Source organism: Paucibacter sp. PLA-PC-4 (assembly GCF_026241155.1).
In the GTDB taxonomy this organism is placed as follows: Bacteria; Pseudomonadota; Gammaproteobacteria; order Burkholderiales; family Burkholderiaceae_C; genus Roseateles_E.
On record NZ_JAPFGP010000014.1, the window covers coordinates 155,395 to 179,293 of the forward strand.

The window sequence follows — 23,899 nt, forward strand, 5'->3', positions numbered from 1 at the left end:
CCAAGGCACCCATCCTGCCCATGCCGCCCAAGAGCGAGCCCGCACATTGCGCGATCAAGGCGAACAGAACGTACCTCAGGCCGCTGGCCAGCAGTTGGCGCCACAGCGCCCGCATCAGTCATCGGAGGTTGAGCCCGGCCGCGCACAGTTCGGCATGCAGCGCGTCGCGCTCGCAGCCCTTGAGCCAGCGCTGTCGATCCAGAGATCGTGCTACATATGCCTGATGGTGGGATCGGTCGCCTGACGCAGCTAGAGTCAGCGCTTGTGATCTTGGCTTGAGGACTTGTACGTGCCCCATGAATCACCTCGACCGGTGCGACGTCTTTGTCCACGCCGCGATAGTCCAGATCGACGACCGAGATCTTCAGCGCTACGCTGATGTCTTGCAGCAGGGCGTCGGTATGCAGCAGCTGACCCGCCAGCGCTTGCCCGTCTAACGATTGCCAGGGAAACTGCGGGCGCCCATGATCAGCCCGCCCTTGTGCGCCACCGCCAGGCTGACCCTGACGCCGAACTCGTAGGGCTTGCGGGCCTTGCCGTTGGGCAAGGACACGCCGTCACCAGCATCCCTCCCCTCACAACCGTGCACGCGGGTTGCTCACCAACGTGTGGGGAGCGGAGTAGTAGTTGCGGTTGAACCACACGTGATAGTCCCGGTGCAAGGTGACGCGATGCCGCGCCCCCAAGTCCGGTGCCACCGCCGGCAACCGCGCATGCCCAGCCGAGCAACTCAATGACACCTTGGGTGTCGTTTGTGAAGGCACGTGCACGCTTGATGCGCTGGCCCTGATCGTCGATCACTGCGCAATCCAGCTAGTTGCGGGATACGTCAATTCCAAAGTGAAGCATGTCGTGCCTCCTGGTTGTAGCGCGCCATGCCCTTTTGGGCCGATCTGCCTTGGCAATGCAGGCTCATCGCACACGGCTGGGCCTTTGCCACCGTCCGATCTCTGGTTGGCGCAAAGGTTAGGCGTGGCGCTAAATCTACATCCCAGGCTCGGGGCCTTGCGTCATGTCCGTGCTGTTCCCTGCTCGTTTGGCAACTACTTTTCGCCACATCTCCAAGATACAAGGTCTGGAGCGGACCATCGAGCAGCTCCGGCCGTTTCTGCGTGGCTGGATGAACGACTTTCAGTACATCCAAGGTCCAAGGGTGCTCGAACATATGGAAATCTTGGTGCGGCGTCGGATGCGAGTCACCGAGTTGCGACAGCGGAGACGGCCAGCTACGTGCGCCTCGCGCATGCGATCACTCGGCCTGGACGCGCACCGCGCGTAGAAGTCGAGTGTCAACGGGCGAGAGCGGTGGCGCAATGCCTGGGCCAAACACATGGTGTCCGCAATGCCATCGAGACACCTTGCCAACATCGGGCTGGTCTCGCTGGTGGATGTCCACCATACCGGGACCAGAGATTCTCTTGAACTGCCGGCTGCTCACCCATATGTCCGGGGGTGTGGGAGGGCAGAGGGAGCGACTCCTTACCCTGCTCGGTGCCCGTCAGCCTCGCATGGCGCGCAGGCGGCCGGCTGCGGTAACGCCAAGCGCCAAAGCGGCAGCACCCATCAGCGCCAGAGCCAGCAACTGACTTGTCGGCGATTGGGGCGATCGGGCTGGCGGGCTGAACACCGGCTGTGCAGCGAAGTCACGACTGCCGAAACGCAGATCATTGAACAAGTACGGGTAATAGAAGCCCCGCAGGCCTGCATGGAACTCGGCGATGCGATCCTGGTAGGCCAGCTGCGCCTGCAGATCGGTGTCGGCCTGGCGGTGCAGCGCGGCCTGCACGCCGACGCCGGGCAGCAGCCAGCCCAGCAGTGAGGTCAAGTGCTGGCGTGCCAGCAAACCGTCCCGATACGCCGCCACCTGCGGCGCCACGCTTTCGTCGCCGAGCTGCTGGAAGGCGTAGTACCACTTCCAGTGGAAGCCCGCCGGCAGCGGCGCGGTGTGTCGCCATTCGGGGTGGTTGCGGAAGAATTTCTCCATCGTGGCCTCGGGCGGCACATCCCAGGCCCCGTGCACGGCCTGGCGCTGCGCCAGCATCAGTTCCACCCCCTGGTGCACCGGCACGGCGCGCGTCAGCGCTGCGTTGGCAAAGGTGGGAAGGATGAGGGTCAGGACGGCCCAGCAGCCCATCAGCGTCATCGCATGGGCGGCGGATCCGGCCTGGCGCGTTGCGACGATCAGCGTCAGCCCGGTCCAGAACGCGAGGTAGGCTGCGGCGCTCGCCAGCACACCGGCCACTGCGGTCATCGGCGTGCCGCTGCTCAATGCACCCACAAGCACGGGCAGCACGAGGCTGACAAAGACCAGCGCCGAGCGCAGGCCCGCGCGGCGCAGCCACAGGGCCCGGCCGGCACCGGGCATGGCCAGCAGCGTATCCAGACGGCCCGACCGGCGCTCGCCGGACACCAGGTCATACAACAGCGCGATCAGGAAGAGCGGCGCCAGATAGACCAGTACGAAGGCAAAGTCGAAACGCCCGGCCAATGCCAGCTCGGGATTGAAGCTTTCGCCTTCATGCAACTGCGCCTGCAGCGCCAGCGCCCGTACGCGCAGCACATAAGGCGCGGCGTCGCGCAAACCCAGTGCCAGGAAGGCGGTGGGAGAGGGCGCGTCCCAGGTGTTGTGAAAGGTGTAGTAGGCGGCCGAGCCGGCATCGCCGCCCTGCGTGTATTTGCCTGCCTGAGCGGCCAGGTCTTGCTGCTGCAGCCCGGCCAGGCGTGCGATGGTCTGCTGCTGGCGATCTACCTCGCGCAGCCCCGACAGCACGGCCAGGGCCGACAGCAACATCAGCAGCGCCAGCGCGATCAGCGCCAGTCTTGAGCGCCGCAGCAGGCGCCATTCGTGGGCAAGCCAGTTCATCGTTTGATCCTTCCCAGGCGGTGCGCGGCCAGCACCAACAAGGCAGTCAGGGCCGCCAGCCAGAGCAGCAGAACACCCGCAGCGGGCGCGGTGCGTTGCAGTGCCTCAATGGGCGGAGCGGCTTCGTAGTGGAAGTCGGCCATGCCGTGCCAGTGCTCGGCGCCGATGCGGTTGTCGCGACTGGAGCGGTCGCTGGCAAAGCTGAGTTTCTCGGCCTGCAGCCGGTTGAGCTCCTGCACCAGCCGGTAGCGATGGCGCTCGGCCTGCTCGACAAAGCGACGGTAGTTCTGCAGATCGGTACCGGCCGCCGCCATGGACAGGCGGCGCAGCGCGATCACCGGACTCAGCCAGGCAAAGTTGTCGACCAGACGCAGCTGTGCGGCCTGGCGCTCGAAGCCGTCATTGGCGTAGCGCACGAAAAGCGCGCTGGTCAGCCGCTCGCCCTCCATGCCCAGCAGCCCCTTGTAGTTGACCGGAAGATCCTCCACACGGCTGACGCCGTACTGCGCAAGCACCTTCTTTTTGAAGCCGGCGAAGTAGGGGTCGTTTGGGTTGTGGCTGTCACCCAGCGCGGCCAGATCGCGCGCCACCGCGATATCGGTCTCGAAGCGTGTCGGCAAGGCCATGGCCGAGGCGGCCAGTTCCGGGGCCAGGCGCGGCACGAGCACGACGCTGATGGCCCAGACCGCGAGCAGCGCCACGAGCGCATCGCGGGCACGACCAAACCATGCCGACAGACCGACAATGCCCAGCGCCCAGATCAGCAGCCACAGCCCGTAGCCGGCCACCAGCACGGCGGCCAGGCCCAAGGGCGCCGGCGTTGCGACGCCTATCCATAGCAGCGCCAGCAATGCGGGCAACAGGGCCGCTGCGGCCACGGCGCTCATGGCCAGCACCTTGCCCGCGACGATCTGCCCGGGCGCAACACCCTGCGCGAGCAGCACGCGCAAGGTGCCGGATTCGCGCTCTCGCGCCAGCGACGCATGGCCAACGAAGATCAGCAGCAGCGGTGCCAGCACCTGCAGCACGAAGGCCGGCGTCAGCTGGCCGAAGCGCAACAGCAGCGAGGACTGCCGCACATCGCCAAAGTTGGCGCTGTTCTGCCGGTGGCCTTCGAGGAAGAGGGTGTGGCCCGTGTAGGCGTCCACGCCCGCATCGAAGGCGGCCAGCGGGTTCAGAGGCCTGAACACGAAGTGCCCGTAATGCACCATCCGGTGCGGGTGCCGCTCAGGCTGGGCCTCGAATTCGTGATCCACCTGCGCCTGGTGGCGCGTGCGCTGTGCATCGGTGCTGCGGCGCTGCTCCCAGGCCGTGAAGGAGGCCACGGCCGTCAGCAAGAGCAGCAGGGTCAGGCCCAGCACGGCCACGCGGTCGCGGCTCAGCAGGCGCCACTCCTCGCGCGCAATCCGGAGCATGGCGCTCATCGCTGGGCCTCCTGTGCGGCGTAGCGCCGGTGCAAGGCGCGCACATCGAAGCGCTCTTCGCCATTGGCCGCGACCTCCTCGATCAGACGTCCGCCTTCGATGAAGCCGATGCGATCGGCCACATCGGCGGCGCCGAGCAGGTCGTGCGTCACCATCAGCACAGCCACACCCTGCGCGCGCAGCAGCCCGAGCAGGCGGCTGAACTCGGTGGTGGCCTGCGGATCCAGGCCGGACGTCGGCTCGTCCAGCAATAGCGCAGGCACCTTGCGTGCCAGCGCCAGCGCAATCGCCACCTTCTGGCGCATGCCCTTGGAGAAGCCCGAGATGCGCCGCCCATGCGCGGCGGCATCCAGGCCGGCCGCCGCCAGGGCTGCATTGATCGCCGGTGCATCGGTGGGCTGGCCCGCGAGGTGGAGCAGGTAGGCCACGTTCTCACGCGCGCTGAGGTGCTCGTAGAGCGCGACGTTTTCTGGGATGTAGGCGAGCTGGCGTCGGGCTGCAGTCGGATCCGCCACTGGGTCAATGCCGCTCACGCGCACCTGGCCGCTCGCCGGCCGCACGAAACCCAGGAACAAGCTCAGCGTGGTGGTCTTGCCGGCACCGTTGGCACCCAGCAAGGCGTAGATCTCACCGGCTCGGACCGTCAGGTCCAGGCCTTGCAGGATGGTGCTGGCGCCATAGCCGGCGATCACGCCGCAGGCTTGGAGGGCAGGAGGGTGTGGGGCCACGGCGGGCGGCACGGAAAGGTCGGTCATGGGCATCGTGTCCATCTACTCGGGTTCAGAACTTGGCCTGTAGGCCGACGGTGGCGCTGCGCGCGGTTCCAGGTGCCACCCACAGGCGGCTGTAGGAGCTGGTGTAGTAGCTGGTGTCGAACAGGTTGTCGACATCGAGGGTCAGGCGCAGCTTGGGGTTCACGCGCCAGTAGGCGACCAGCTTCGCCGTCGTGTAGGCCGGTAGATCGAAGGCTGGCGTGCCGGCATTGGCCTCGGCCTGGGTGCGCGCCTGGCCCAGTCGCTTGCCCATGTGCGTGACACCGCCGCCGATGCTGTAGCGCTGTCCGTTGGCAAGATCGCTCTCGTAGACCGCGAGCACGCTGCCGTTCACCTTGGGCACATTGAGCAGCCGTCCGCCGACCTCCAGGCTGTTGTCCTTGCTGATCTCCACATCGTTGAGCACCAGGCTGGCGTTCAGGCGCCACTGCTTGCTGAGCTGACCGGCCAGGTCGAACTCCAGGCCGCGACTGCGGATCTCGCCTGCGGCGATGGAGAAGCCGACGTTGACCGGGTCGGCGGTCAGCACATGGCGCTTGCGGATGTCAAAGAGTGCTGCGGTCGCGCCGATGCGCCGGTCCGCGCTTTCCCATTTGCTGCCGAGTTCGAGGGCGCGGCCGGTCTCCGGCTCGAAGCCCTGTGAGGCAGCGCCCGAGCCGACATTGGGGCGGAAGGAGCGGCCGGCGTTGGCATACACGGTCCATTGCGGTGTCGCCAGCCAGGAGAGGCCGACACGGGGCGCGCTCGACGAGGGCTGCTGGCGCGCGGTGTCGCCCTTGATGCGGTTCGCCAGCGACTGGCGGTAGTCGTCGAACCGCACGCCCGCCACCAGGCGCCACGCGGGCGCGAGCTTGATCGCGTCCTGCAGGTAGAGCGCGGTGTTGCGCTGGCGCTCCAGCGTGTCGGTGTTCGGCCCGGGCACTGGCTGAGCCTGGCCGTAGACCGGGGCGTGGATGTCGATCGCGTAGGGCTGGGTGCCCGTCGGATTGGCACGTCGCATCACCGAATCCATGCGAAAGCGAAAGCTCTCCAGCCCGATCAGCAGCTCATGCTCGATGGCGCCGGTCTTGAGATTGCCCTGCAGCTCAGCCTGTAGCGCGACGTCTTCCGAGCCGTAGTCGCGAAAGCGCCGCTGGCGCGTGAGCGTGCTGTTGTCGGGGCGCAGTGCCGTCGCCTCAGTAGAGAAGCCGTGCATTGCGGTCTCGCGGTAGGACAGACCGAAGCGGCTGCGCCAGTCGGCATTCCACTCATGCGACAGGATGAACTGATGGGTCTGGTTCTCAACCGTCACCTTGCCGTCCGCCGGCTCGCCCAAGAATCGATGGCGGGGGACGGCCCCCAGTTTGTTGTCAACTGCCACCACGCCGCGGTCCAGCGGCGTGGCGTGCCGCAGAAACTCACCCGCGTAGTCCAGCTGGGTGGCGCCGCCGAACTTCCAAGTGAAGGCCGGTGCGATCACCTCGCGCCGGGCGCTGATGTGCTCGCGAAAGCTGTCGCGGTCTTCCACCGCGACATTGAGCCGGTAGGCAAAGCTCTCGCCGACCGGGCCGGTGCTGTCGAAGGCGCCGCGCTTGAGGCCGTAGCTGCCCAGATAGGCCTCGACGGCGTGGGCGGTGTTCCACAGCGGACGCTTGGAGACGATGTTCAGCGTCCCGCCGGGCTCGCTGCTGCCATAGAGCGCGGCCGCCGTACCCTTGAGGAACTCGATGCGCTCAACGCCGGCCAGATCGCGCGGCGCGTTGAAGCCGCGGTTCGATGAGAAGCCGTTCAGCAGCGTGGCCATGCCGGTGTTCTCGTTGCCGGGCAGCCCGCGGATGGCGATGTTGTCCCACAGGCCGCCGAAGCTGTTCTGGCGCGAGACGCCGCCGACATAGTCGAGCACATCGTCGAGCTTGGTGGCGCCGAGGTCGTCAATGGCCTGGCGCGTGACGATGCGCACCGACTGCGGCAGCTCGCGTAGCGCGAGATCGGTTTTGGCGCCGGCCGCCTCGGCGGCGTGATAGGCGCCCGATTCGCTGCGGCCGACCACCTCGACCGCCGGTAGCTGGGCGGCGTCGGTGCTGGTGTCGGTCTTGGCAGGCTGGGCGATGGCGGGCCCCCCATACAGCGCTGCGAGCGCAACAAGCAAAGGAAGAAGGCGCGCGCCGGGCGCGAGGCATTGGGTGGACAGCATGGGAAGACTCGGGAAGACGAACGAGGACGCAGTGGCGCCGGCGTCACGCCGGGCCACGAAACTGTGTAAGGAGCGAACACACCGCCAGGATGGCGGTCTTTATGCAGCGGGCGGGTCGCGCGAGGCGAAGGGCCAGCGGCCGGGGCAGGGGACGAAGGTCAGCGCTTCCTGCGGGCGCCGCAGGGCGGCCTGCCAGGCCAGCGCGTGGACGGCGGGCGAGCCTGCGAGCGCGATGCCCAGATCGGCATAGGCCAGACACCAGGCGCAAGCGCCATCGGCCCCCTCGTCATGCTCCGCCGCGTGCTCATCGTCGTCGGCAGGCTGTGCCGCCGGCGCCGTGCTCTGCGCCAGATGCTTGGCTTCGTGGACAGGCATGCCCACCACCGCGTTGAAGAACACGGCCAGCAACAGCCATAGGATCAGCCGGTGGCGCAAGCGCGTACCAAGACCGCTGTGTTTGTTCGACGGCAAGGAGTTCCCCGTCAACGCGGCAGGTGGCGGTGAGCCTGGGTCTTGCTTTTGCCCGAGGCTGGCACGGGGCAGTCGTTGCAGCGACCGTATAGCGTCAACTCATGCCGCTCTACCGTGAAGCCCGCCGGAGCCAGTCCCGCGAGCTCGCCCGGGCATTTATGCACATCAAATACCCTCAGGCACTGCGTGCACTGGAAGTGGTGGTGGTGCTCATGTTGGGCCGACTCATATCGCGGGCTGTCGCCCGGCAATGACACGGCACTGACCTCGCCGGCATCCAGCAGCGCCTTGATACAGCGATAAACCGTGGCCAATGACAGGGCTGGCACCTTCTCCTGCGCCGCTTCCAGCACTTCCTGGGGCGACAGCGGTCGCCCGGCCGCATCGATGGCGGCACGGATGGCGGTGCGTTGGCGGGTGGATCGTTCCATCAGGTGAATGACTTGGTAGGCACGCTGTCTTGTATGCTGCATTATTGCAAATGCATTCGCATTTGCAAGGTGCCATGTCCATGCTGTGAGGTTTGCGTTCGAGTGGGGTGCGCCGCGCTCCTTCCACTACTTCGGATTGATTCCTACGCGCTGCTTGAGCAGCTCGCCCGGAGGCCGGGTCTGGTGAAGCACGTAGTGCGCACATGCGGAATGTGTGGCGATCGGCAGGCACCCATCTTGAACATCCTGCTCATGTAGTGCAGTGCGTCGCCCGCCACGGTCGGGGCAGCGTGGTTACGGTCCGGGTGAGCACGAGGTCGACATGTGTGGGTCGCACGTCCTTCGGTGATACCGAGCCGATGACCGGAAAGATGTGCTTTTGGAGGACTCGCACCACGACGTTGGGGGGCTTGTACTTTGGCTAGATATAGCGTGCATGCCATTGTTCTCCGAGACTGCGGACAGTCGCGGCCTCGGTCAGGCGTGCTTTGATTGCCTGCTTCATCGTCGCTATATCGACGCCTTGCTCGACTTGCGCGCGGTCCTTATGAGCTTGCTCTCGGGCGTCCTTCAGTGACAACTCCGGGTAGCGGCCAAGTACGTTTTCGCGGGCGCGGTTGTTCAAGCGAAACCGAAGGACCCAGGTCGCCTTGCCGTTGCGAGCCGCCGTCGCGCTGGCGACGAAGGTCAGGCTGTCGCCATTGCTTCGATCGGTGGCGCCATTGGCGAGGAGAGCTTTCAGCTCTCGGTCGGTGAGAGGTCGTCGTTGCTGGTCCATTCCCATCCGCTCCTTTGGAGTTTGTGGGGGTTTTTCGGGCAGTCGCCCGAAGAGGGGCGAATCCTGAAGAACCCCACAAAAACCCCGCAGGACGCGCGCGCTTAGCTGCGACGTTGCGGGATGGATTGGGACGAAAAATTCTTACAAATCAACAGGTTGTGAGGTGCTTCCGGGAGGTGCTAGAACCCCCAAAAACACTACTCAATGTTCTGGACCTGCTCGCGCATCTGCTCGATTGCCACCTTCATCTCGACCGAGACATTGGTCAGCTCCAGTGCGGCGGATTTCGAGCCCAGGGTGTTGGCTTCGCGATGTAACTCCTGTATCAAGAAGTCGAGTCGTTTGCCGATTTCGCCTCCTTTTTTCAGCAGCCGGGCGATCTCTTCCAGATGGGCGCGCAGTCGGGCCAATTCCTCCGCCACATCGATGCGGATCGCATAGGCGGCGGCTTCGTTGAGAGCGCGCTCGCGCAGCGCTTCTTCCGGGATGCTCTGCGCAGCCCCGGTCGAGACCAGGGCCTCCTGCCAGCGCTCCAAGAAGCGCTGCTGCTGACGCTGCACGACGGCCGGCACCAGGGGCTCGGCCTGGGTCGCCAATTCGCGCAGCCTGCCGATGCGCTCCATCAGGATGGTGACCAGCTTCTCACCTTCGCGCTCGCGCGCCTCAACGAGACCTGATAGGCAGCGGCGTGCGGCCTCCAAGGTGGCCTCGTCCAGTTTTTCGGTGACGCCGCCACCTTTGCACCACTGCATGATTTCGTGGACCGACAGGCCTTGTGCCTTGGGCAGCCAGCCTTGCACCGTGGACTCCAGGCGGGCCAGCCGGTTGAGCTGCTCGGGCTGGGGTTGGGGCCAGGTGTTGTCACCTTCGCGCTGTGTGTTGATGCGCATCTCGACCTTGCCGCGCTTCAACCCGGCGGTCAGCAGCTCGCGCAGCGCCGGCTCCAGGCCGCGTAAATCCTCGGGCATGCGAAAGCCAAGGTCGAGAAAACGCCCATTGACCGATCGGAGTTCAACCGTCACGCTCGCGCCGGTTTGAGTGCCGGTTTCACTATGGGAAGAGGGCTGCGAGCTGGCGCTGGCATAACCCGTCATGCTGTAGACTGGCATCTCGCAATCGGTGTAGCTATCAAAACGCGATTATGTCAAAGCCGAAACCGGCGCCCTTGCCTGCGGGTACGGTGGTAGGGGGCTACCAGATCATCAAGAAGCTGGCAGCAGGCGGATTCGGTGTTGTCTATCTGGCCGAAGACCCCGAGCACCACCTCGTTGCCCTGAAGGAATACCTGCCTTCCAGCCTGGCCGAGCGCTCGCCCGGAGAACTGACGCCGCGCGTCAAGCCTGAGAAGCAGCCGCTGTACCGCCTCGGCTTGCGAAGCTTCTTCGAGGAAGGCCGCTCGCTCGCGCAGATCTCGCATCCGAGCGTGGTTTCGGTGCTGAACTTTCTGCGCGAGAACGAAACCGTCTACATGGTCATGAACTACCTGCAGGGCGACACCTTGCAGGACTTCATTGTTACGGCCCGCGACCTCAAGCGCGACAAGGTGTTCCGCGAGTCGACCATACGCAGTCTCTACGACGAGATCCTGCGCGGTCTGCGCATTGTCCATCAGCACAAGATGCTGCACTTGGACATCAAGCCGGCCAATATCTTCATCACCAACGACAACAAGGCAGTGCTGCTGGATTTCGGCGCCGCGCGCGAGGTGCTGAGCAAGGAAGGCAATTTCATCCGCCCGATGTACACGCCCGGCTTCGCCGCGCCCGAGATGTACCGTCGTGATGGCTCGCTGGGCCCGTGGACCGATATCTATGCGATCGGCGCCTGCATCTATGCCGGCATGCAGGGCTATCCGCCCAACGACGCGCCGCAGCGACTGGAGAAGGACCGGCTGGCGCTCAGCCTGTCGCGTCTGCGCAATGTCTATTCCGACAACCTGATCGAGGTGACGGAGTGGTGCATGTCGCTGGACCCCTTGTCGCGACCGCAAAGCGTGTTTGCGCTGCAGAAAGAACTGGCCCGTGAGACCGAGAGGCGTTACACCAAACTGAGCTTCAGTGAACGCCTGAAGCTGCAACTCGAGAATCTCAAGACCGGGGCAAAAGCGTGAGATTTGGCATCTACCAGGTCAGCCGACGCGGCGGCCGGGAGAAAAACGAAGACCGCATGGGCTACTGCTACACCCGCGAGGCAGGGCTGTTTGCGTTGGCCGACGGCATGGGTGGGCACCCTGAGGGTGAGGTGGCCGCGCAGATCACCTTGCAGACCTTGGCGGCGATGTTCCAGCGCGATGCCAAGCCGACCCTGGCCGATCCGGCACGATTTCTGGAAGACGCGGTGCTGATCGCGCATCAGACCCTGCTGCGCTATGGTGCCGACAAAAACCTGGGCGACACGCCGCGCACCACGGTGGTCGCCTGTGTACTGCAGGGCGGCTATGTGTTCTGGGCGCATTGCGGCGACTCGCGGCTCTATATGGTGCGCGCCGGCCATCTGATCGCCCGCACCCGCGACCACTCCTATTCCGAGCTGCAGGAGGCGCTGGGCCGTAGCGCGAGTGGGGCCGAGCGTTTCAATCGCAATGTGCTGTTCACGTGCCTGGGCAGCCCGGGCAAGCCGATGGTAGACATCAGCGGGCCGCTGGCGCTGGAGCCGGGGGATAGGCTGCTGCTGTGCTCCGACGGTCTGTGGGGTACGGTGGGCGACCCGGAGCTGGTGACGCAGCTGGCCGCACTGCCGATTGCCGATGCGGTGCCCGAGCTGGTCGAGCAGGCGCTGCGCAATGGTGGCCCGCGCTGCGACAATGTCACCGCACTGGCCGTCGAATGGGAGGGCGAGGATGAGCCCGAGGGCGCCATCTCCACCCAGGACCTCGGCGAAGAGGGCTTCGCGTCGACGATTCAGGCCGCGGCCGCCGCCATGCAAGCGCAAGAGCGCAAGCACGGCGAGCTGGACGAGGCCGAGATCGACCGTTCTGTGCGCGAGATCAACGAGGCCATTGCCCAGGCCCGGCAGCGCGGCGCATCCAAGCAAAAGTAGAGACTGAAGGATTTTCGATGAGCAAGATCAATGACGCGCTGCGCCCCGCCGGACGCGCGGCCGATGCGCTGCGCCCGGTGCGCCTGACGCGCCACTACACCCGCTATGCCGAGGGCTCGGTGCTGGTTGAATTCGGCGAGACCAAGGTGCTGTGCACCGCCTCGGTCGAAGAAAAGGTTCCGCCGCACAAGCGCGGCTCCGGCGAGGGTTGGGTCACGGCCGAGTACGGGATGCTGCCGCGCGCCACCCATACCCGTGGCGACCGCGAGGCCGCACGCGGCAAACAAAGCGGCCGCACCCAGGAGATCCAGCGCCTGATTGGCCGCTCGCTGCGCTGCGTGTTCGATCTGAAGCTGCTCGGTGAGCGCACCATCTCGCTGGACTGCGATGTGATCCAGGCCGATGGCGGCACCCGCACCGCCGCGATTACTGGCGCCTATGTCGCCGCCCATGACGCGGTCAGCTGGCTGATTGCCCAGGGCAAGATCAGCAACTCGCCGATCAAGGATGCGGTGGCGGCGATCTCGGTGGGCATGCTTGACGGCCGGCCGCTGCTGGACCTTGAGTACACCGAGGATTCGAGCTGCGACACCGACATGAATGTCGTGATGACCGGTGCCGGCGGCTTTGTCGAGCTGCAGGGCACGGCTGAGGGCGTGGCCTTCACCCGCGCACAGATGGATGCCTTGCTCGACCTGGCCGAGAAAGGCATCCGCGAGTTGCTGGCCGCGCAGAAGGCGGCGCTGACGGCATGAGCAAGATCGTGCTGGCGTCTAACAACGCCAAGAAGCTCGCCGAGCTGCAGGCACTGTTCGCTCCATTGGGCGTCGAGCTCGTCACGCAGGGCAGCCTCGGTATCCCGGAAGCCGAGGAGCCCTTCGACAGCTTTGTCGAGAACGCGCTGACCAAGGCCCGCCATGCGGCCAAGCTCAGCGGCCTGCCGGCGCTGGCCGACGACTCGGGCCTGGCGGTCGAGGCCCTGGGTGGTGCACCAGGTGTGCTTTCGGCCCGCTATGCGACGCTGTTCGGACGGCCCAAGAGCGATGCTGAGAACAACGCCGTGCTGCTGGAAAAACTGGCCGGCGTTGAGCAGCGCGCTGCCCGCTTTGTCTGCGCGCTGGTCGCGGTGCGATCGGCGCAGGACCCAGAGCCGCTGATCGCGATGGGACGTTGGCAGGGGCAGGTCTTGCAGGCGCTGAGCGGTGAGGGCGGTTTCGGTTATGACCCGCTGCTCTTCATCCCCTCGCTGGGCCGCAGCGTCGCACAGCTCAGCGCTGCGCAGAAGAACGCGCTGAGCCACCGGGCCCTGGCCGCCGCCGACTTGGCGCTGCAGATGCGCGAGACCTGGCACCTGGGCTGATGCGATGGCCGATGTGATCAAGCTGATGCGTCCGGGCACTCTGAGCCTGGTCGCCTTGCCGCCGCTGTCGCTTTACGTGCACCTGCCCTGGTGCCTGCGCAAATGCCCTTACTGCGATTTCAATTCGCATGAATGGCAGGGCGGCAAGGAGTTGCCGGCCGAGACGGCGCGCGAGTATCTGGCGGCTCTGCGTGTCGATCTCGAGGCGGCGCTGCCGCTGATCTGGGGTCGCCCGGTCGTCAGTATCTTCATCGGTGGCGGCACACCGAGCCTGTTCGCGCCCGATCAGATCGCCGAGTTGATCTCGGACCTGCGCGCCCGTCTGCCGCTGGAGCCCGGCTGCGAGATTACCTTGGAGGCCAACCCCGGCACGTTTGAGCGCGACCGCTTCAAGGGCTTTCGCGAGGCCGGCGTGACGCGGCTGTCGATCGGTGTGCAGAGCTTTGACGATGCGAAGCTGAAGGCCTTGGGCCGCGTACACAACGCGGCTCAGGCCAAGGCCGCGATCGCCGAGGCGGCCGGCTGCTTCGAGACCTTCAATATCGATCTGATGTACGCGCTGCCGGGCCAGAGCCTGGACGAGCTGGCGCTCGAACTCGATACCGCGCTGGCTTATGCGCCGCCCCATCTGTCGGTCTACCACCTGACGATAGAGCCGAACACCGTGTTCGCGACGCGGCCGCCCGAGCAGCTGCCCGACCCCGATCTGGCCAGCGAGATGCTGGACCTGATCACGGCGCGCACCGGCGCGCTGGGCATGGACCGCTACGAGGTTTCAGCCTATGCAAAGCCGACGCACCGTTGCGGCCACAACCTGAACTACTGGCAATTCGGCGACTACTTGGGGATCGGTGCCGGCGCGCACAGCAAGCTCAGCTTCCCGCACCGCGTGTTGCGCCAGGTGCGCTGGCGCGAGCCGGCCAGCTATATGGCAAAGGCTGCCGAGGGCCACGCGGTGTCGAATGAGAACGAGGTCGGACGCCGCGAGCTGCCCTTCGAGTTCATGCTCAATGCGCTGCGCTTGCGCGAAGGTGTGCCGCTGGCGCAGTACCTGGAGCGCACCGGCCTGCCGCCGTCCAGCATCGCCAAGGCGGTGGAACAAGCGCGCGCCAAAGGCCTGCTTGAAGCCGATCCGGCACGGCTGACGCCGACCGCACACGGCTTCGATTTCTTGAGCGATCTGCAGTCGCTGTTCCTCGACGCCTGAGCGCCGCGTCGGTCAAACCCGGTTCAGCGACATGCCCGAGGTGCTGCGCAGGCGCTCGATGAGGCGAGGGGCGATCTGCTGCAGCGGGAGAACCTCGTCGGCCGCACCGGCGGCGATCGCCTCGCGCGGCATGCCGAACACTACGCAGGTGGCCTCGTCCTGCACGAAGTTGTAGGAGCCGGCGTCCTTCATAACCTTCATCGCCTTGGCGCCGTCGGCGCCCATGCCGGTCAGCATCACGCCCAGCGCGTTCGGCCCCACCACGCGCGCCGCCGAGTGAAAGAGCACCTCGACCGAGGGCTTATGCCGGTTCACTGGCTCGCCGTCTTGCACGCGGGCGATGTAGTTGGCGCCCGAGCGCTCGACGCTCAGATGGAAGCCACCCGGCGCGATATAGCCATGGCCGGGCAGGATACGCTCGCCGTCCTGCGCTTCCTTGACGCGGATGCGGCACAAGCCGTCCAGCCGCGCCGCATAGCTCTTCGTGAAGCCCGGCGGCATGTGTTGGGTGATCACGACGGCCGGGCAGTCAGCCGGCAGATTGATCAAGACGTCCTTGGTCGCCTCGGTGCCGCCGGTGGAGGCGCCGATGAAGATGATCTTCTCGGTCGACATGCGGCCCAGGCTGGCCATCGTCACCGGCTTGGCCGGTGCCGCTGGCGCGCCGCCGGCTGTCGGCGCTGCGGCGGCCGGCGCCCTGCGGATGTGGGCTTTGGAGGCGATTCGTATCTTGTCGGTGATGTCGTCGGCCAACTGGCGGATACCATCGGCTACACCGATCTTGGGCTTGGCGACAAAGTCCACTGCCCCGAGCTCCAGTGCCTTCATCGTGACCTCGGCGCCGCGCTCGGTCAGCGTCGACACCATCACGACCGGCATCGGCCGCAAGCGCATCAGCCGCTGAAGGAAGTCGAGCCCGTCCATCTTGGGCATCTCGACATCGAGCGTAATGACGTCCGGGTTCAGGTTTCGGATCATCTCGCGCGCAACCAGCGGGTCGGCGGCGGCGCCGATGCATTCCATATCCGGCTGGCGATTGATAATTTCGGTGAGGATGGAGCGCACCAGCGCTGAATCATCCACCACCACCACTTTGGTCTTGGCCATTTACTTCTCCTCGGGGTCGCAGGCTCAGAACAGATCGACGGAGCCGCCTGTGGCGACCACCGGCTGAGCCTTCTGGGCAGCGGCGCGGTCTTGCTGGACCAACGCATCGGTATTGGTGGGGGCCAGGCGCTTGACCATGGCCTTGCCGCTGTGCGGCAGGAAACAGACCTTGCGCGGGTAGACGTCCATCACGTCCTTGGAGACGATGGGGATGCGCTCAGTCTTCAGATAGTCGATCACGAAATTGGTGTTGCGCTCGCCGACATTGATGGTATTCATGCCGGCAATCACAGCGCCGCCGCCAAAGATCTTGGCTTCCATCCGGCTTTTGGCCGCACCGCGCTTCATCATCTCGTTGATCAGCAGCTCCATCGCGAACGAGCCGTAGCGACCCGAGTCGCCGGCGCCCTCGGGCAGCATGAAGTGATTCATGCCGCCCACCATCGCGTGCCGATCCCATAGGCAGGCGGCGATGCAGGAGCCCAGGGTTGTCATCACCAAGATGTCTTCGTTGTCGACGAAATACTCGCCGGGCAGGATCTTGACCGCCGCATTCTTGAAATGGGCGTCGTAGAAAAAGAACGACGCTTCGCCCTGCTTGCGCGTCTGCGCCTTCAGTTGCGCCACGCGCGCCGCTCCTGCACCGCTGGAGATCACACCGGCGTTGCCGGATTGGGTCTGGGGCGTGCTCATCATTCTTTATCGGCCAGGGTGGGGAGTTCTTGAGAGGCGGGGCGCTCAGACCTTTTCGTAGATCGTCTTGCCACGCAGCCGGAAAAGGTCGCGCGATTCGGTGAAATTCTCGGAATGGCCGACGAACAGCAGGCCATGGGGTTTCATGACACGGTGGATGCGCTCCAGCACTTTGCGCTGCGTGGGCGCATCGAAATAGATCATCACATTTCGGCAGAATACGATCTGGAAGGGGTCACCCAGCGACCATTGTTGGTCCATCAGATTCAAGCTGCGGAACTCGATCCACTTTTGCAGCTCGGGCTTGACTCGAATGCGGCCCTCGTTGGCACCGGTGCCACGCATAAAGAAGTTCTTCAGACGCTGCGGCGACAGGCCGCGGGCGTCTGCGTTGTAGACGCCGCGCCGCGCGGTGTTCAGCACATTGGTGTCGATATCGCTGGCGACGATCTGCACCGAGGCGCTGCTGCCCAGCGCTTCGCTGCAGCTGATCGCGATCGAGTAGGGCTCTTCGCCGGTCGAGGCGGCGCAGCACCAGATGCGCAGCGGCTTGCCGGCCAGCGGCTTCAAGTCCTCGGCAAGCGCATGGAAGTGATGGTCCTCGCGGAAGAAGGAGGTCAGGTTGGTGGTCAGGCAGTTGACGAACTCCTGCCATTCCTGGTCAGCCTGCGGGCCGGTAGCGGCCTCCAACCACTGCAGATAGCTGGCGAAGCTGCGGTGACCGGTATCGCGCAGCCGGCGCGAGAGCCGGCTGTAGACCATCGCATGCTTGCCGTCGTGCAAGCTGATGCCGGCGTGCTTATAAATCAGCTGACGCACCCGGTCAAAGTCAGCGCGGCTGAAATTGAACTCATGGTCGATGGCTTCGGTGGGGGAGGCGTTGTTGGGTGAAGCGGCCATGGTTGTCATTGGTTTTGTGCGCACCGTGCACGCTGGATAGATTTTGCATCCGCTGTCAGTGTCTGTGGTGGTCAATGCCCAAGATAGTGTGAACAGCTGGGTGAACCCCTCACTATTTCCGCGTCTGTTCGGGATAACCCGCCTGCTAGACTGCCGCCACACCTTCGGGAGCCTCTTGGACTCAAGCCTACACCCCCCTTCGCTGATCAATGCTCGAGATCTGCAGTTGGACCTTGCCTTGCAGCTGCTGCAGCAGGCCGGCGCCTTGCTGCCTGAGGCCGAGCCCTACGGCGCCGAATGGCTGCAAGGGCTGCTGGACGCGCTGTGCGATCTCTCCAGCAAGGACGCGCTGACTGGCCTGGTCAATCGCCGCAGCTTCGAGATGTCGCTTTCTCGCGAGGTCGATCGGGTAGCCCGTTCGGGCGAGCCGGCGCTGCTATTGATGGTGGATATCGATCATTTCAAGGCTGTCAACGACAGTTACGGCCATGTCGCCGGCGATATGGTGATTCAGGCAGTGGCACGCAGCATCGCGCAGACGGTGCGGCCAATGGATACCGTGGCACGGGTCGGCGGCGAGGAGTTCGCCATCATCCTGCCTAACTGCCCCAGCACCTATGGCGCAACCGTGGCTGAGCGGCTGCGCGAGCGCGTGGCCGAGCAGAAAGTCGAAGTGGCATCGGGTCAGATGCTGCAGGTCACGGTCAGCCTGGGCGGTGCTTTCGCACCGCAATGGGTGCGCTCCTCGTCCCTGCTTTGGATTGAGCGGGCCGATCGCCAGCTCTACCGCGCCAAGGCCGAAGGCCGCAACCGCGCCTGCCTGGAGCCGCAAACCGACTCCTTGGTCAGTGCCGAGGAAAAAGGCATGTTGTTCGCTGTAACGCAACAGGATAGTGAATGAATACAACAACACCTGCTGCAAACCCGTCCGGCGCGAGGCTGCGCCCGGGTGCCCGTACGCTGGCCGTCACAAGCGGCAAGGGAGGCGTGGGCAAGACATTTGTCACGGCCAATTTGGCGGCCGCACTGGCAGCCCGCGGCCAAAAGGTACTGGTGCTGGACGCCGACCTGGGTCTGGCCAATCTGGATGTGGTGCTGAACCTGCACCCCAAGCTAACCCTGCACGATGTCTTCACCGACAAGGCAACGCTCGACCAGGCCATCCTGCCGGCGCCCGGCGGCTTCTCGGTGCTGCTTGCCGGCTCGGGCATGGTCGAATACTCGCGGCTGACACCCGAGGTACGCGACAAGCTCTTGCATATCGTCGAGCTGGTCAAGCCGCGCTTTGACTGGGTGCTGCTGGACACCGGGGCCGGCATCTCGGATGTGGTGCTGTTTGCCGTATCGCTGGCTAGCGATGTGCTCGTGGTGGCGACGCCCGAACCGACCTCGCTGACCGACGCCTACGCGACTATCAAGGTGCTGGCGACCCAGCAGGACCGCCGCCATGTAGGCCTGGTCGTCAACCAGGCCTCGCGCGCCGGCGAGGGTAAGATGATTTGCGGCCAGTTGCAGCAGGTGCTCCAGCGCTTTGTCGCCGCCATCCCCGGGCAGAGTTTCAAGCTGGAGTTGCAAGGCGAGGTCAGGAACGATGCCTCTGTTCGTCAGGCGGTGCTCAAGCGCCAATTGCTGCTCGAGCATTTTCCGGGCAGCGAGGCGGCCCAGGGCATCAAGGCGCTTGCGCTGAAACTGCTCGGCTGACGGCTCGATGGACTCCAACAACACTCCGGCCACGGCCTTTGCGTGGGTCGGCGGCGAGGCGGCGGTGCGCCGCCTGGTCGACCGCTTCTATGACTTGATGGACTTGGAGCCCGGCTATGCGCAGTTGCGTCTGGCGCATCCGGGCGGCTTGGATAACGCGCGTGACAAGCTTTTCTGGTTTTTATGCGGCTGGCTGGGCGGGCCAGACCACTACATCGAGCGCTTCGGTCACCCGCGCCTGCGTGCCCGCCACATGCCGTTCCGGATTGGCATTGCCGAGCGCGATCAATGGGTGGCCTGCATGGCGCAGGCCATGACCGAGTGCGAACTTGATCCTGCATTGCAGCAGCGCCTGACCGAGTCCTTCATGGGTACGGCCGATTGGATGCGCAATGTGTGAGCCATCGAGCGGGTACGCCGCCGGCCCCTCAAGGCGACGCCCTATCCCTAACTGCCGCTGAGCAGCACCATCAGAGCCCCGCTACCGCCGTCGCTGGCCCGCGCCTGCACAAAGGCCAGCACCTCCTGCTTCTGTACCAGCCAGCGCCTGACCTTGGCCTTGAGTACCGGCTCGCGGCCCGGCGAGCCATTACCCTTGCCGTGGACCACGCGCACGCAGCGCAGGCCGCGCCGCGCACTCTCGTGCACAAAGCCGCCCAGAGCCTCGCGCGCCTGATCGCGGCGCAGGCCATGCAGATCGATCTGCGCCTGCAGCGCCCAATGGCCGCGGCGCAGCTTGCGCACCACCTCGGTGCTGATCTCTGGGCGGCGAAAGGACAGGGTCTCGTCGGTTTCCAGCAGGGTGTCGACATCGAAGTCGTCCGACAGCGCCTGCTGCAGCGCCAGCCGCTCGTCGGCCTCGCGCTGCAGCGGCTCCGGGGCAGGGGGCTGGCGTTCGTGCAGTACGCGCAACTGCTTGGGCTTGAGTGCGGTTACCTCGCCGACCGTTAGCTCGAAGATGCGCCGTTCCTGGTCCAGCAGCCGCGCCTGCGCGGCCGCACGTTCGGCGCGTTCCTCAGCCAGCCGACGTGCCAGTGCAAGCTCTTGCTGCAGGCTTTTGAGATCCTGCAGGCTGCGCAGCGACTTGCCGTTCATCACAGCAAGCCTCGCTCGGCCATTGAGATCACGTCAGCGCTGCCCACCACGAAATGGTCCAGCACCCGCATGTCCACCAGCGCCAGCGCCGAGCTCAGCCCCTGAGTCATCAGCTCGTCGGCGCGCGAGGGCTCGGCCACGCCGGAGGGGTGGTTATGAGCCAGGATCACGGCGGCCGCGCCCAGGTCCAAGCCGCGCTTGACGACCTCGCGCGGGTACACACTGGTCTGGGTCAGGCTGCCGCGAAACATCTCCTCCATCGCAATCAGACGGTGCTGGGCATCGAGGAACAGCACCGCGAATACCTCATGGCCCAGGGGCGCGAGCTTGAGTCGCAGGTACTGCCTGACGGCCTCGGGGGCGTCGAACACCGGCCGCTGTGCCAGCTCCTGCAACAGCGAACGGCGCGCGATCTCCAGCACGGCGGCGATTTCGGCGCGCTTGGCCGGGCCCAGGCCTTTGACGCGCGCCAGATCGCCCGCGCCTGCATGCAAGAGGCCGCTGAAGCCACCGAAATTGTCGAGCAGCTGCTGGGCCAGCAGCAGCACTGGCAGACCCTGGATGCCGGTGCGCAAGAGCAGGGCCAGCAGCTCAGCATCGGCCAGCGCCTGGGGGCCGCGCGCGAGCAACTTTTCGCGTGGTCGCGCATCGGGTGGCAGGTGGTTGAGCGGCATGGCGGGCAGGGCGCAGGCGCGGGGCCTTAAAATCCGGCGAGTCTATCGAACAATGTGCCATGAACCTTATCCAAGCCGGATCCTTTCTGACCCTGCATTACCGCCTCGCAGGGCCCGATGGCGGCGACCTGATCAACACCTTTGACGACAAGCCCGCCACTTTGTCGCTGGGGACCGGCGAGCTCGCGCCAGCCATCGAGGCACGCTTGATCGGCCTGCCCGAAGGTACACGCACCCAGTTTGAGCTGGCGCCGGGTGAGGCTTTTGGCGAGCGCAATCCCGAGCTGCTGCAGCGCATCAAGCGCAGCCTGATGCGCGAGTTGGGCGATCCGGACGAGGAGTACAGCGTCGGCGACGTGGTCCAGTTCCCGACACCCGACGGACGCGGCGGCTATGGGGGCGTGGTGCGGGAGCTGGGCGAGGACTGGCTTCTGTTCGATTTCAACCACCCGCTGGCCGGCAAGCCGGTGAGCTTTGAAGTCCACGTGATCGGAGTACTGTGATGAGCCCGATCGAACCCCAGGAAGTGATCCTTGCCGAACCGCGCGGCTTCTGCGCCGGCGTCGACCGGGCCATCGAGATCGTCGAGCGCGCGCTCGTCAAGTTCGGTTCGCCGATTTATGTGCGCCACGAGATCGTTCACAACACCTATGTGGTCAACGACCTGAAGTCACGCGGCGCAATCTTCATCGAGGACTTGGCTGAGGTGCCGCCCGGCGCCACCCTGGTATTTAGCGCCCACGGCGTCAGCCAGGCGGTGCGCCAGGAGGCGGCCCAGCGCGGCTTTCAGGTCTTTGACGCGACCTGTCCGCTGGTGACCAAGGTCCATGTCGAGGTGGCCAAGCTCCATCGCGAGGGCTACGAGTTCATCATGATTGGCCACAAGGGGCATCCCGAGGTGGAGGGCACGATGGGCCAGCTTAGCGATGGCATCTACCTGGTTGAGGAGGCTGGCGACGTGCCCCATGTCCGGGTCAAGGATCCGAGCAGGCTTGCGGTCGTGACCCAGACGACCTTGAGCGTCGACGATGCAGCCGAGATTTTGGCGGCGGTCAAAAGACACTTTCCGCAGGTGCGCGAACCGAAGAAGCAGGACATCTGCTACGCGACGCAGAATCGCCAGGATGCTGTCAAGGTGCTGGCGCCCCAGGTCGATGTGGTAATCGTGGTCGGCAGCCCGACCAGCTCCAACAGCAATCGTCTGCGCGAGCTGGCCGAGCGACTGGGCACGCCTGGCTATATGGTCGATGCGGCCGAGGATCTTCGGCCCGAATGGCTGGAGGGGCGCTCGCGCGTGGGCCTGACGGCCGGTGCCTCGGCCCCCGATGTGCTGGTTCAGGCGGTTATCACTCGGCTGCGCGCCCTCGGCGCTACCACTGTGCGCAGCCTGCCCGGCGTCGAAGAGCATGTGCGCTTCCCGCTGCCGCTGGGCCTGGGCGACAAGTCGATGGCCGAACACAGCTCCTCCCGATCTTGAAGCGGGCGCCTATCGCATGACGCGGCGCCTGCACGAGGCGCCGTTTTGCTTTCATAGAATCGAACGAACACCAAGGACATCCCATGCTGGACATCACCCTGCTGCGCAAAGACCTCGACGCCGTGGTCTCGCGCCTGAACACTCGCAAGAGCCCGCAAGCCTTTCTCGATGTCGAGCGCTATCAGGCGCTGGAGACCTCGCGCCGCAGCCTGCAGATGCGCACCGAGGAATTGCAGGCCCGTCGCAACAGCCTGTCCAAGCAGATCGGCATGCTCAAGGGCAAGGGCGAAGACGCCTCGGCCGTGATGGCAGAGGTCGGCGGCATCGGCGACGAGCTGAAGGCCGGTGCCGAGCGCCTGGACGCGATCCAGCAGGAGCTCAACACCATGCTGATGAGCGTGCCCAATCTGCCGCATGAGAGCGTGCCAGTGGGCAGCGACGAAAGCGGTAACGTCGAGGTGCGCCGCTGGGGTACTCCCCGGACCTTCGACTTCGAGCTCAAGGATCATGTGGACCTGGGCGCGGCGTTGGGCCTGGACTTCGAGACGGGCGCCAAGCTCAGCGGCTCGCGCTTCACCTTCATGCGCGGCAAGGTCGCCAAGCTGCATCGCGCGCTGGCGCAGTTCATGCTCGACACGCAGACCGAGGCGCACGGTTACACCGAGTGCTACACGCCCTATATCGTCAACCGCGAGGTGCTGGAAGGTACGGGCCAGCTGCCCAAGTTCAAAGAGGACATGTTCTGGGTGCTACGTGGCGGTGACGAGGAGGCCGCTGAGCAGTACCTGATTTCGACCTCGGAGATCTCACTGACGAACACCGTGCGCGAGCAAGTGCTGGACGAGGCCGTGCTGCCGATCAAGCTGACCGCACACAGCCCTTGCTTCCGCTCTGAGGCAGGTAGCGCTGGGCGCGATACCCGCGGTTTGATCCGTCAGCATCAGTTCGACAAGGTTGAGATGGTGCAGATCACTCATCCGGACAAGAGCTACGAGGCACTGGAAGAGATGGTCGGCCATGCCGAGGCCATCCTGCAGAAGCTCGGCCTGCCCTATCGCGTGCTGACCCTGTGCACCGGCGATATGGGCTTTGGCTCGACCAAGACCTATGACCTCGAGGTTTGGGTGCCGGCGCAGAATACTTACCGCGAAATCAGCTCCTGCTCGAACTGCGAAGGTTTCCAGGCACGCCGCATGCAGGCCCGATTCAAGAATGCCCAGGGCAAGAACGAATTGGTGCACACGCTCAATGGCTCCGGTCTGGCGGTCGGCCGCACCTTGGTGGCCGTGCTGGAGAACTATCAGAACGCCGACGGCAGCGTCACGGTGCCCGAAGTGCTGCGCCCCTATCTCGGCGGCGCAGAGGTCTTGCGCGGCTAAAAAGCCAGCGAAGACTTGGAAACCGAAAAAAGTCCGCTATACTAGCGGGCTCAACTCGCAGCAAGCCAAACTTGCTGGGGCACCAGAATTCGGAGAGGTGGCAGAGTGGTTGAATGTACCTGACTCGAAATCAGGCGGACGGAAACGTCTCGGGGGTTCGAATCCCCCCCTCTCCTCCAAGATTCACCTGGTGAATCATGCAAGAGCCAATCCGCGAGGGTTGGCTTTTTGCTTTGTGCGCTCAGCATGAGCGCACTCTTGCGGGTGCAAGTCCCGCCGTAAGTTGATCACAGCGAACGAAGCGAAGCGCAACTGCACGAGGGCGACCGAATGTGGGGAGGAAGCGTGGAGCGA

Annotated in this window: 27 protein-coding genes and 1 tRNA gene; 14 read left to right on the forward strand and 14 right to left on the reverse strand. The window is 65.1% G+C overall.

Translation table 11 applies throughout. The annotated features are described in order from the left end of the window. The first annotated feature begins 296 nt into the window (after nucleotides 1–296). Nucleotides 297–437 (forward strand): hypothetical protein, encoded by a 141-nt coding sequence (locus OOZ63_RS20730; RefSeq protein ID WP_266007539.1) that lies wholly within the window; start codon nucleotides 297–299, stop codon nucleotides 435–437. 138 nt (nucleotides 438–575) lie between these two features. Here OOZ63_RS20730 and OOZ63_RS29280 read toward each other — a convergent pair whose 3' ends face one another. Continuing rightward, nucleotides 576–770, reverse strand: a complete 195-nt coding sequence (locus tag OOZ63_RS29280; RefSeq protein ID WP_416234766.1) for a Mu transposase domain-containing protein — start codon at nucleotides 768–770, stop codon at nucleotides 576–578. 242 nt (nucleotides 771–1,012) lie between these two features. Here OOZ63_RS29280 and OOZ63_RS29285 point away from each other — a divergent pair, with 242 nt between their 5' ends. After that, complete coding sequence (locus OOZ63_RS29285) at nucleotides 1,013–1,279, forward strand: group II intron maturase-specific domain-containing protein (protein ID WP_416234767.1); 267 nt, start codon at nucleotides 1,013–1,015, stop codon at nucleotides 1,277–1,279. 219 nt (nucleotides 1,280–1,498) lie between these two features. On the opposite strand, the gene OOZ63_RS20735 is transcribed toward OOZ63_RS29285, so the two are convergent. The 8 genes from OOZ63_RS20735 to OOZ63_RS20770 form a co-directional block, all read right to left on the reverse strand. Next, complete coding sequence (locus OOZ63_RS20735) at nucleotides 1,499–2,863, reverse strand: ABC transporter permease (RefSeq protein ID WP_266007510.1); 1,365 nt, start codon at nucleotides 2,861–2,863, stop codon at nucleotides 1,499–1,501. Next, complete coding sequence (locus OOZ63_RS20740; protein WP_266007511.1) at nucleotides 2,860–4,287, reverse strand: ABC transporter permease; 1,428 nt, start codon at nucleotides 4,285–4,287, stop codon at nucleotides 2,860–2,862. Before OOZ63_RS20740 ends, OOZ63_RS20735 begins: the two co-directional genes overlap by 4 nt. Further along, a complete protein-coding gene (locus OOZ63_RS20745; RefSeq protein WP_266007512.1) occupies nucleotides 4,284–5,042 on the reverse strand; it encodes an ABC transporter ATP-binding protein in 759 nt (252 codons plus the stop codon). Before OOZ63_RS20745 ends, OOZ63_RS20740 begins: the two co-directional genes overlap by 4 nt. Before the next feature lie 25 nt (nucleotides 5,043–5,067). Then, the gene (locus tag OOZ63_RS20750) at nucleotides 5,068–7,233 is read right to left on the reverse strand and encodes a TonB-dependent siderophore receptor (RefSeq protein WP_266007513.1); all 2,166 of its coding nucleotides are present in this window, start codon (nucleotides 7,231–7,233) and stop codon (nucleotides 5,068–5,070) included. A 99-nt stretch (nucleotides 7,234–7,332) separates the two neighbouring features. Then, entirely contained in the window at nucleotides 7,333–7,704 is a 372-nt protein-coding gene (locus tag OOZ63_RS20755) for a hypothetical protein (protein ID WP_266007514.1), read from the reverse strand. Nucleotides 7,705–7,715: 11 nt separating this feature from the next. Next, complete coding sequence (locus OOZ63_RS20760; RefSeq protein WP_266007515.1) at nucleotides 7,716–8,135, reverse strand: Fur family transcriptional regulator; 420 nt, start codon at nucleotides 8,133–8,135, stop codon at nucleotides 7,716–7,718. A gap of 421 nt (nucleotides 8,136–8,556) precedes the next feature. Then, entirely contained in the window at nucleotides 8,557–8,913 is a 357-nt protein-coding gene (locus tag OOZ63_RS20765; protein ID WP_266007517.1) for an Arm DNA-binding domain-containing protein, read from the reverse strand. A gap of 197 nt (nucleotides 8,914–9,110) precedes the next feature. Then, nucleotides 9,111–10,022: a YicC/YloC family endoribonuclease gene (locus OOZ63_RS20770; RefSeq protein WP_266007518.1), complete on the reverse strand. Its 912-nt coding sequence runs from the start codon at nucleotides 10,020–10,022 to the stop codon at nucleotides 9,111–9,113. A gap of 32 nt (nucleotides 10,023–10,054) precedes the next feature. On the opposite strand from OOZ63_RS20770, the gene OOZ63_RS20775 reads away from it, so the two are divergent. The 5 genes from OOZ63_RS20775 to hemW are packed head-to-tail and all read left to right on the forward strand — an operon-like array spanning nucleotide 10,055 to nucleotide 14,519. Beyond that, the gene (locus OOZ63_RS20775; protein WP_137942250.1) at nucleotides 10,055–11,023 is read left to right on the forward strand and encodes a serine/threonine protein kinase; all 969 of its coding nucleotides are present in this window, start codon (nucleotides 10,055–10,057) and stop codon (nucleotides 11,021–11,023) included. Continuing rightward, entirely contained in the window at nucleotides 11,020–11,952 is a 933-nt protein-coding gene (locus OOZ63_RS20780) for a PP2C family protein-serine/threonine phosphatase (protein WP_266007519.1), read from the forward strand. The genes OOZ63_RS20775 and OOZ63_RS20780 overlap by 4 nt, the downstream gene beginning before the upstream one ends. Nucleotides 11,953–11,969: 17 nt before the next feature. After that, on the forward strand, nucleotides 11,970–12,707 hold the full coding sequence (gene rph, locus OOZ63_RS20785) for a ribonuclease PH (protein ID WP_266007520.1): 738 nt from the start codon (nucleotides 11,970–11,972) through the stop codon (nucleotides 12,705–12,707). Then, entirely contained in the window at nucleotides 12,704–13,312 is a 609-nt protein-coding gene (gene rdgB, locus OOZ63_RS20790) for an RdgB/HAM1 family non-canonical purine NTP pyrophosphatase (protein ID WP_266007521.1), read from the forward strand. Before rph ends, rdgB begins: the two co-directional genes overlap by 4 nt. Nucleotides 13,313–13,316: 4 nt before the next feature. Continuing rightward, the gene (hemW, locus tag OOZ63_RS20795; RefSeq protein WP_266007522.1) at nucleotides 13,317–14,519 is read left to right on the forward strand and encodes a radical SAM family heme chaperone HemW; all 1,203 of its coding nucleotides are present in this window, start codon (nucleotides 13,317–13,319) and stop codon (nucleotides 14,517–14,519) included. A 12-nt stretch (nucleotides 14,520–14,531) separates the two neighbouring features. On the opposite strand, the gene OOZ63_RS20800 is transcribed toward hemW, so the two are convergent. From OOZ63_RS20800 to OOZ63_RS20810, 3 genes are read right to left on the reverse strand one after another with little or no spacing between them, the layout of a single operon-like run. Beyond that, nucleotides 14,532–15,626 (reverse strand): protein-glutamate methylesterase/protein-glutamine glutaminase, encoded by a 1,095-nt coding sequence (locus OOZ63_RS20800; protein WP_266007523.1) that lies wholly within the window; start codon nucleotides 15,624–15,626, stop codon nucleotides 14,532–14,534. Nucleotides 15,627–15,650: 24 nt separating this feature from the next. Beyond that, nucleotides 15,651–16,319: a chemoreceptor glutamine deamidase CheD gene (gene cheD, locus OOZ63_RS20805; protein ID WP_266007524.1), complete on the reverse strand. Its 669-nt coding sequence runs from the start codon at nucleotides 16,317–16,319 to the stop codon at nucleotides 15,651–15,653. 45 nt (nucleotides 16,320–16,364) lie between these two features. After that, nucleotides 16,365–17,219, reverse strand: coding sequence for a CheR family methyltransferase (locus OOZ63_RS20810; protein WP_416234768.1), 855 nt, complete (start codon nucleotides 17,217–17,219; stop codon nucleotides 16,365–16,367). A gap of 175 nt (nucleotides 17,220–17,394) precedes the next feature. On the opposite strand from OOZ63_RS20810, the gene OOZ63_RS20815 reads away from it, so the two are divergent. The 3 genes from OOZ63_RS20815 to OOZ63_RS20825 are packed head-to-tail and all read left to right on the forward strand — an operon-like array spanning nucleotide 17,395 to nucleotide 19,320. Then, nucleotides 17,395–18,120, forward strand: a complete 726-nt coding sequence (locus OOZ63_RS20815) for a GGDEF domain-containing protein (RefSeq protein ID WP_266007526.1) — start codon at nucleotides 17,395–17,397, stop codon at nucleotides 18,118–18,120. After that, nucleotides 18,117–18,920: a MinD/ParA family protein gene (locus OOZ63_RS20820; protein ID WP_266007527.1), complete on the forward strand. Its 804-nt coding sequence runs from the start codon at nucleotides 18,117–18,119 to the stop codon at nucleotides 18,918–18,920. The genes OOZ63_RS20815 and OOZ63_RS20820 overlap by 4 nt, the downstream gene beginning before the upstream one ends. A gap of 7 nt (nucleotides 18,921–18,927) precedes the next feature. After that, a complete protein-coding gene (locus OOZ63_RS20825) occupies nucleotides 18,928–19,320 on the forward strand; it encodes a group II truncated hemoglobin (RefSeq protein WP_266007528.1) in 393 nt (130 codons plus the stop codon). Nucleotides 19,321–19,367: 47 nt separating this feature from the next. On the opposite strand, the gene OOZ63_RS20830 is transcribed toward OOZ63_RS20825, so the two are convergent. Then, entirely contained in the window at nucleotides 19,368–20,015 is a 648-nt protein-coding gene (locus OOZ63_RS20830) for a Smr/MutS family protein (protein WP_266007529.1), read from the reverse strand. Continuing rightward, entirely contained in the window at nucleotides 20,015–20,689 is a 675-nt protein-coding gene (gene radC, locus OOZ63_RS20835; protein ID WP_266007530.1) for a RadC family protein, read from the reverse strand. The genes OOZ63_RS20830 and radC overlap by 1 nt, the downstream gene beginning before the upstream one ends. Nucleotides 20,690–20,748: 59 nt before the next feature. On the opposite strand from radC, the gene OOZ63_RS20840 reads away from it, so the two are divergent. From OOZ63_RS20840 to OOZ63_RS20855, 4 genes are all read left to right on the forward strand, one after another. Further along, nucleotides 20,749–21,192, forward strand: a complete 444-nt coding sequence (locus tag OOZ63_RS20840) for an FKBP-type peptidyl-prolyl cis-trans isomerase (RefSeq protein ID WP_266007531.1) — start codon at nucleotides 20,749–20,751, stop codon at nucleotides 21,190–21,192. Further along, nucleotides 21,192–22,166, forward strand: a complete 975-nt coding sequence (ispH, locus tag OOZ63_RS20845; RefSeq protein WP_266007532.1) for a 4-hydroxy-3-methylbut-2-enyl diphosphate reductase — start codon at nucleotides 21,192–21,194, stop codon at nucleotides 22,164–22,166. Before OOZ63_RS20840 ends, ispH begins: the two co-directional genes overlap by 1 nt. A gap of 83 nt (nucleotides 22,167–22,249) precedes the next feature. Continuing rightward, entirely contained in the window at nucleotides 22,250–23,545 is a 1,296-nt protein-coding gene (gene serS / locus OOZ63_RS20850; RefSeq protein WP_266007533.1) for a serine--tRNA ligase, read from the forward strand. Nucleotides 23,546–23,636: 91 nt separating this feature from the next. After that, a tRNA-Ser gene (locus tag OOZ63_RS20855) sits at nucleotides 23,637–23,724 on the forward strand. Nucleotides 23,725–23,899: the final 175 nt, after the last annotated feature.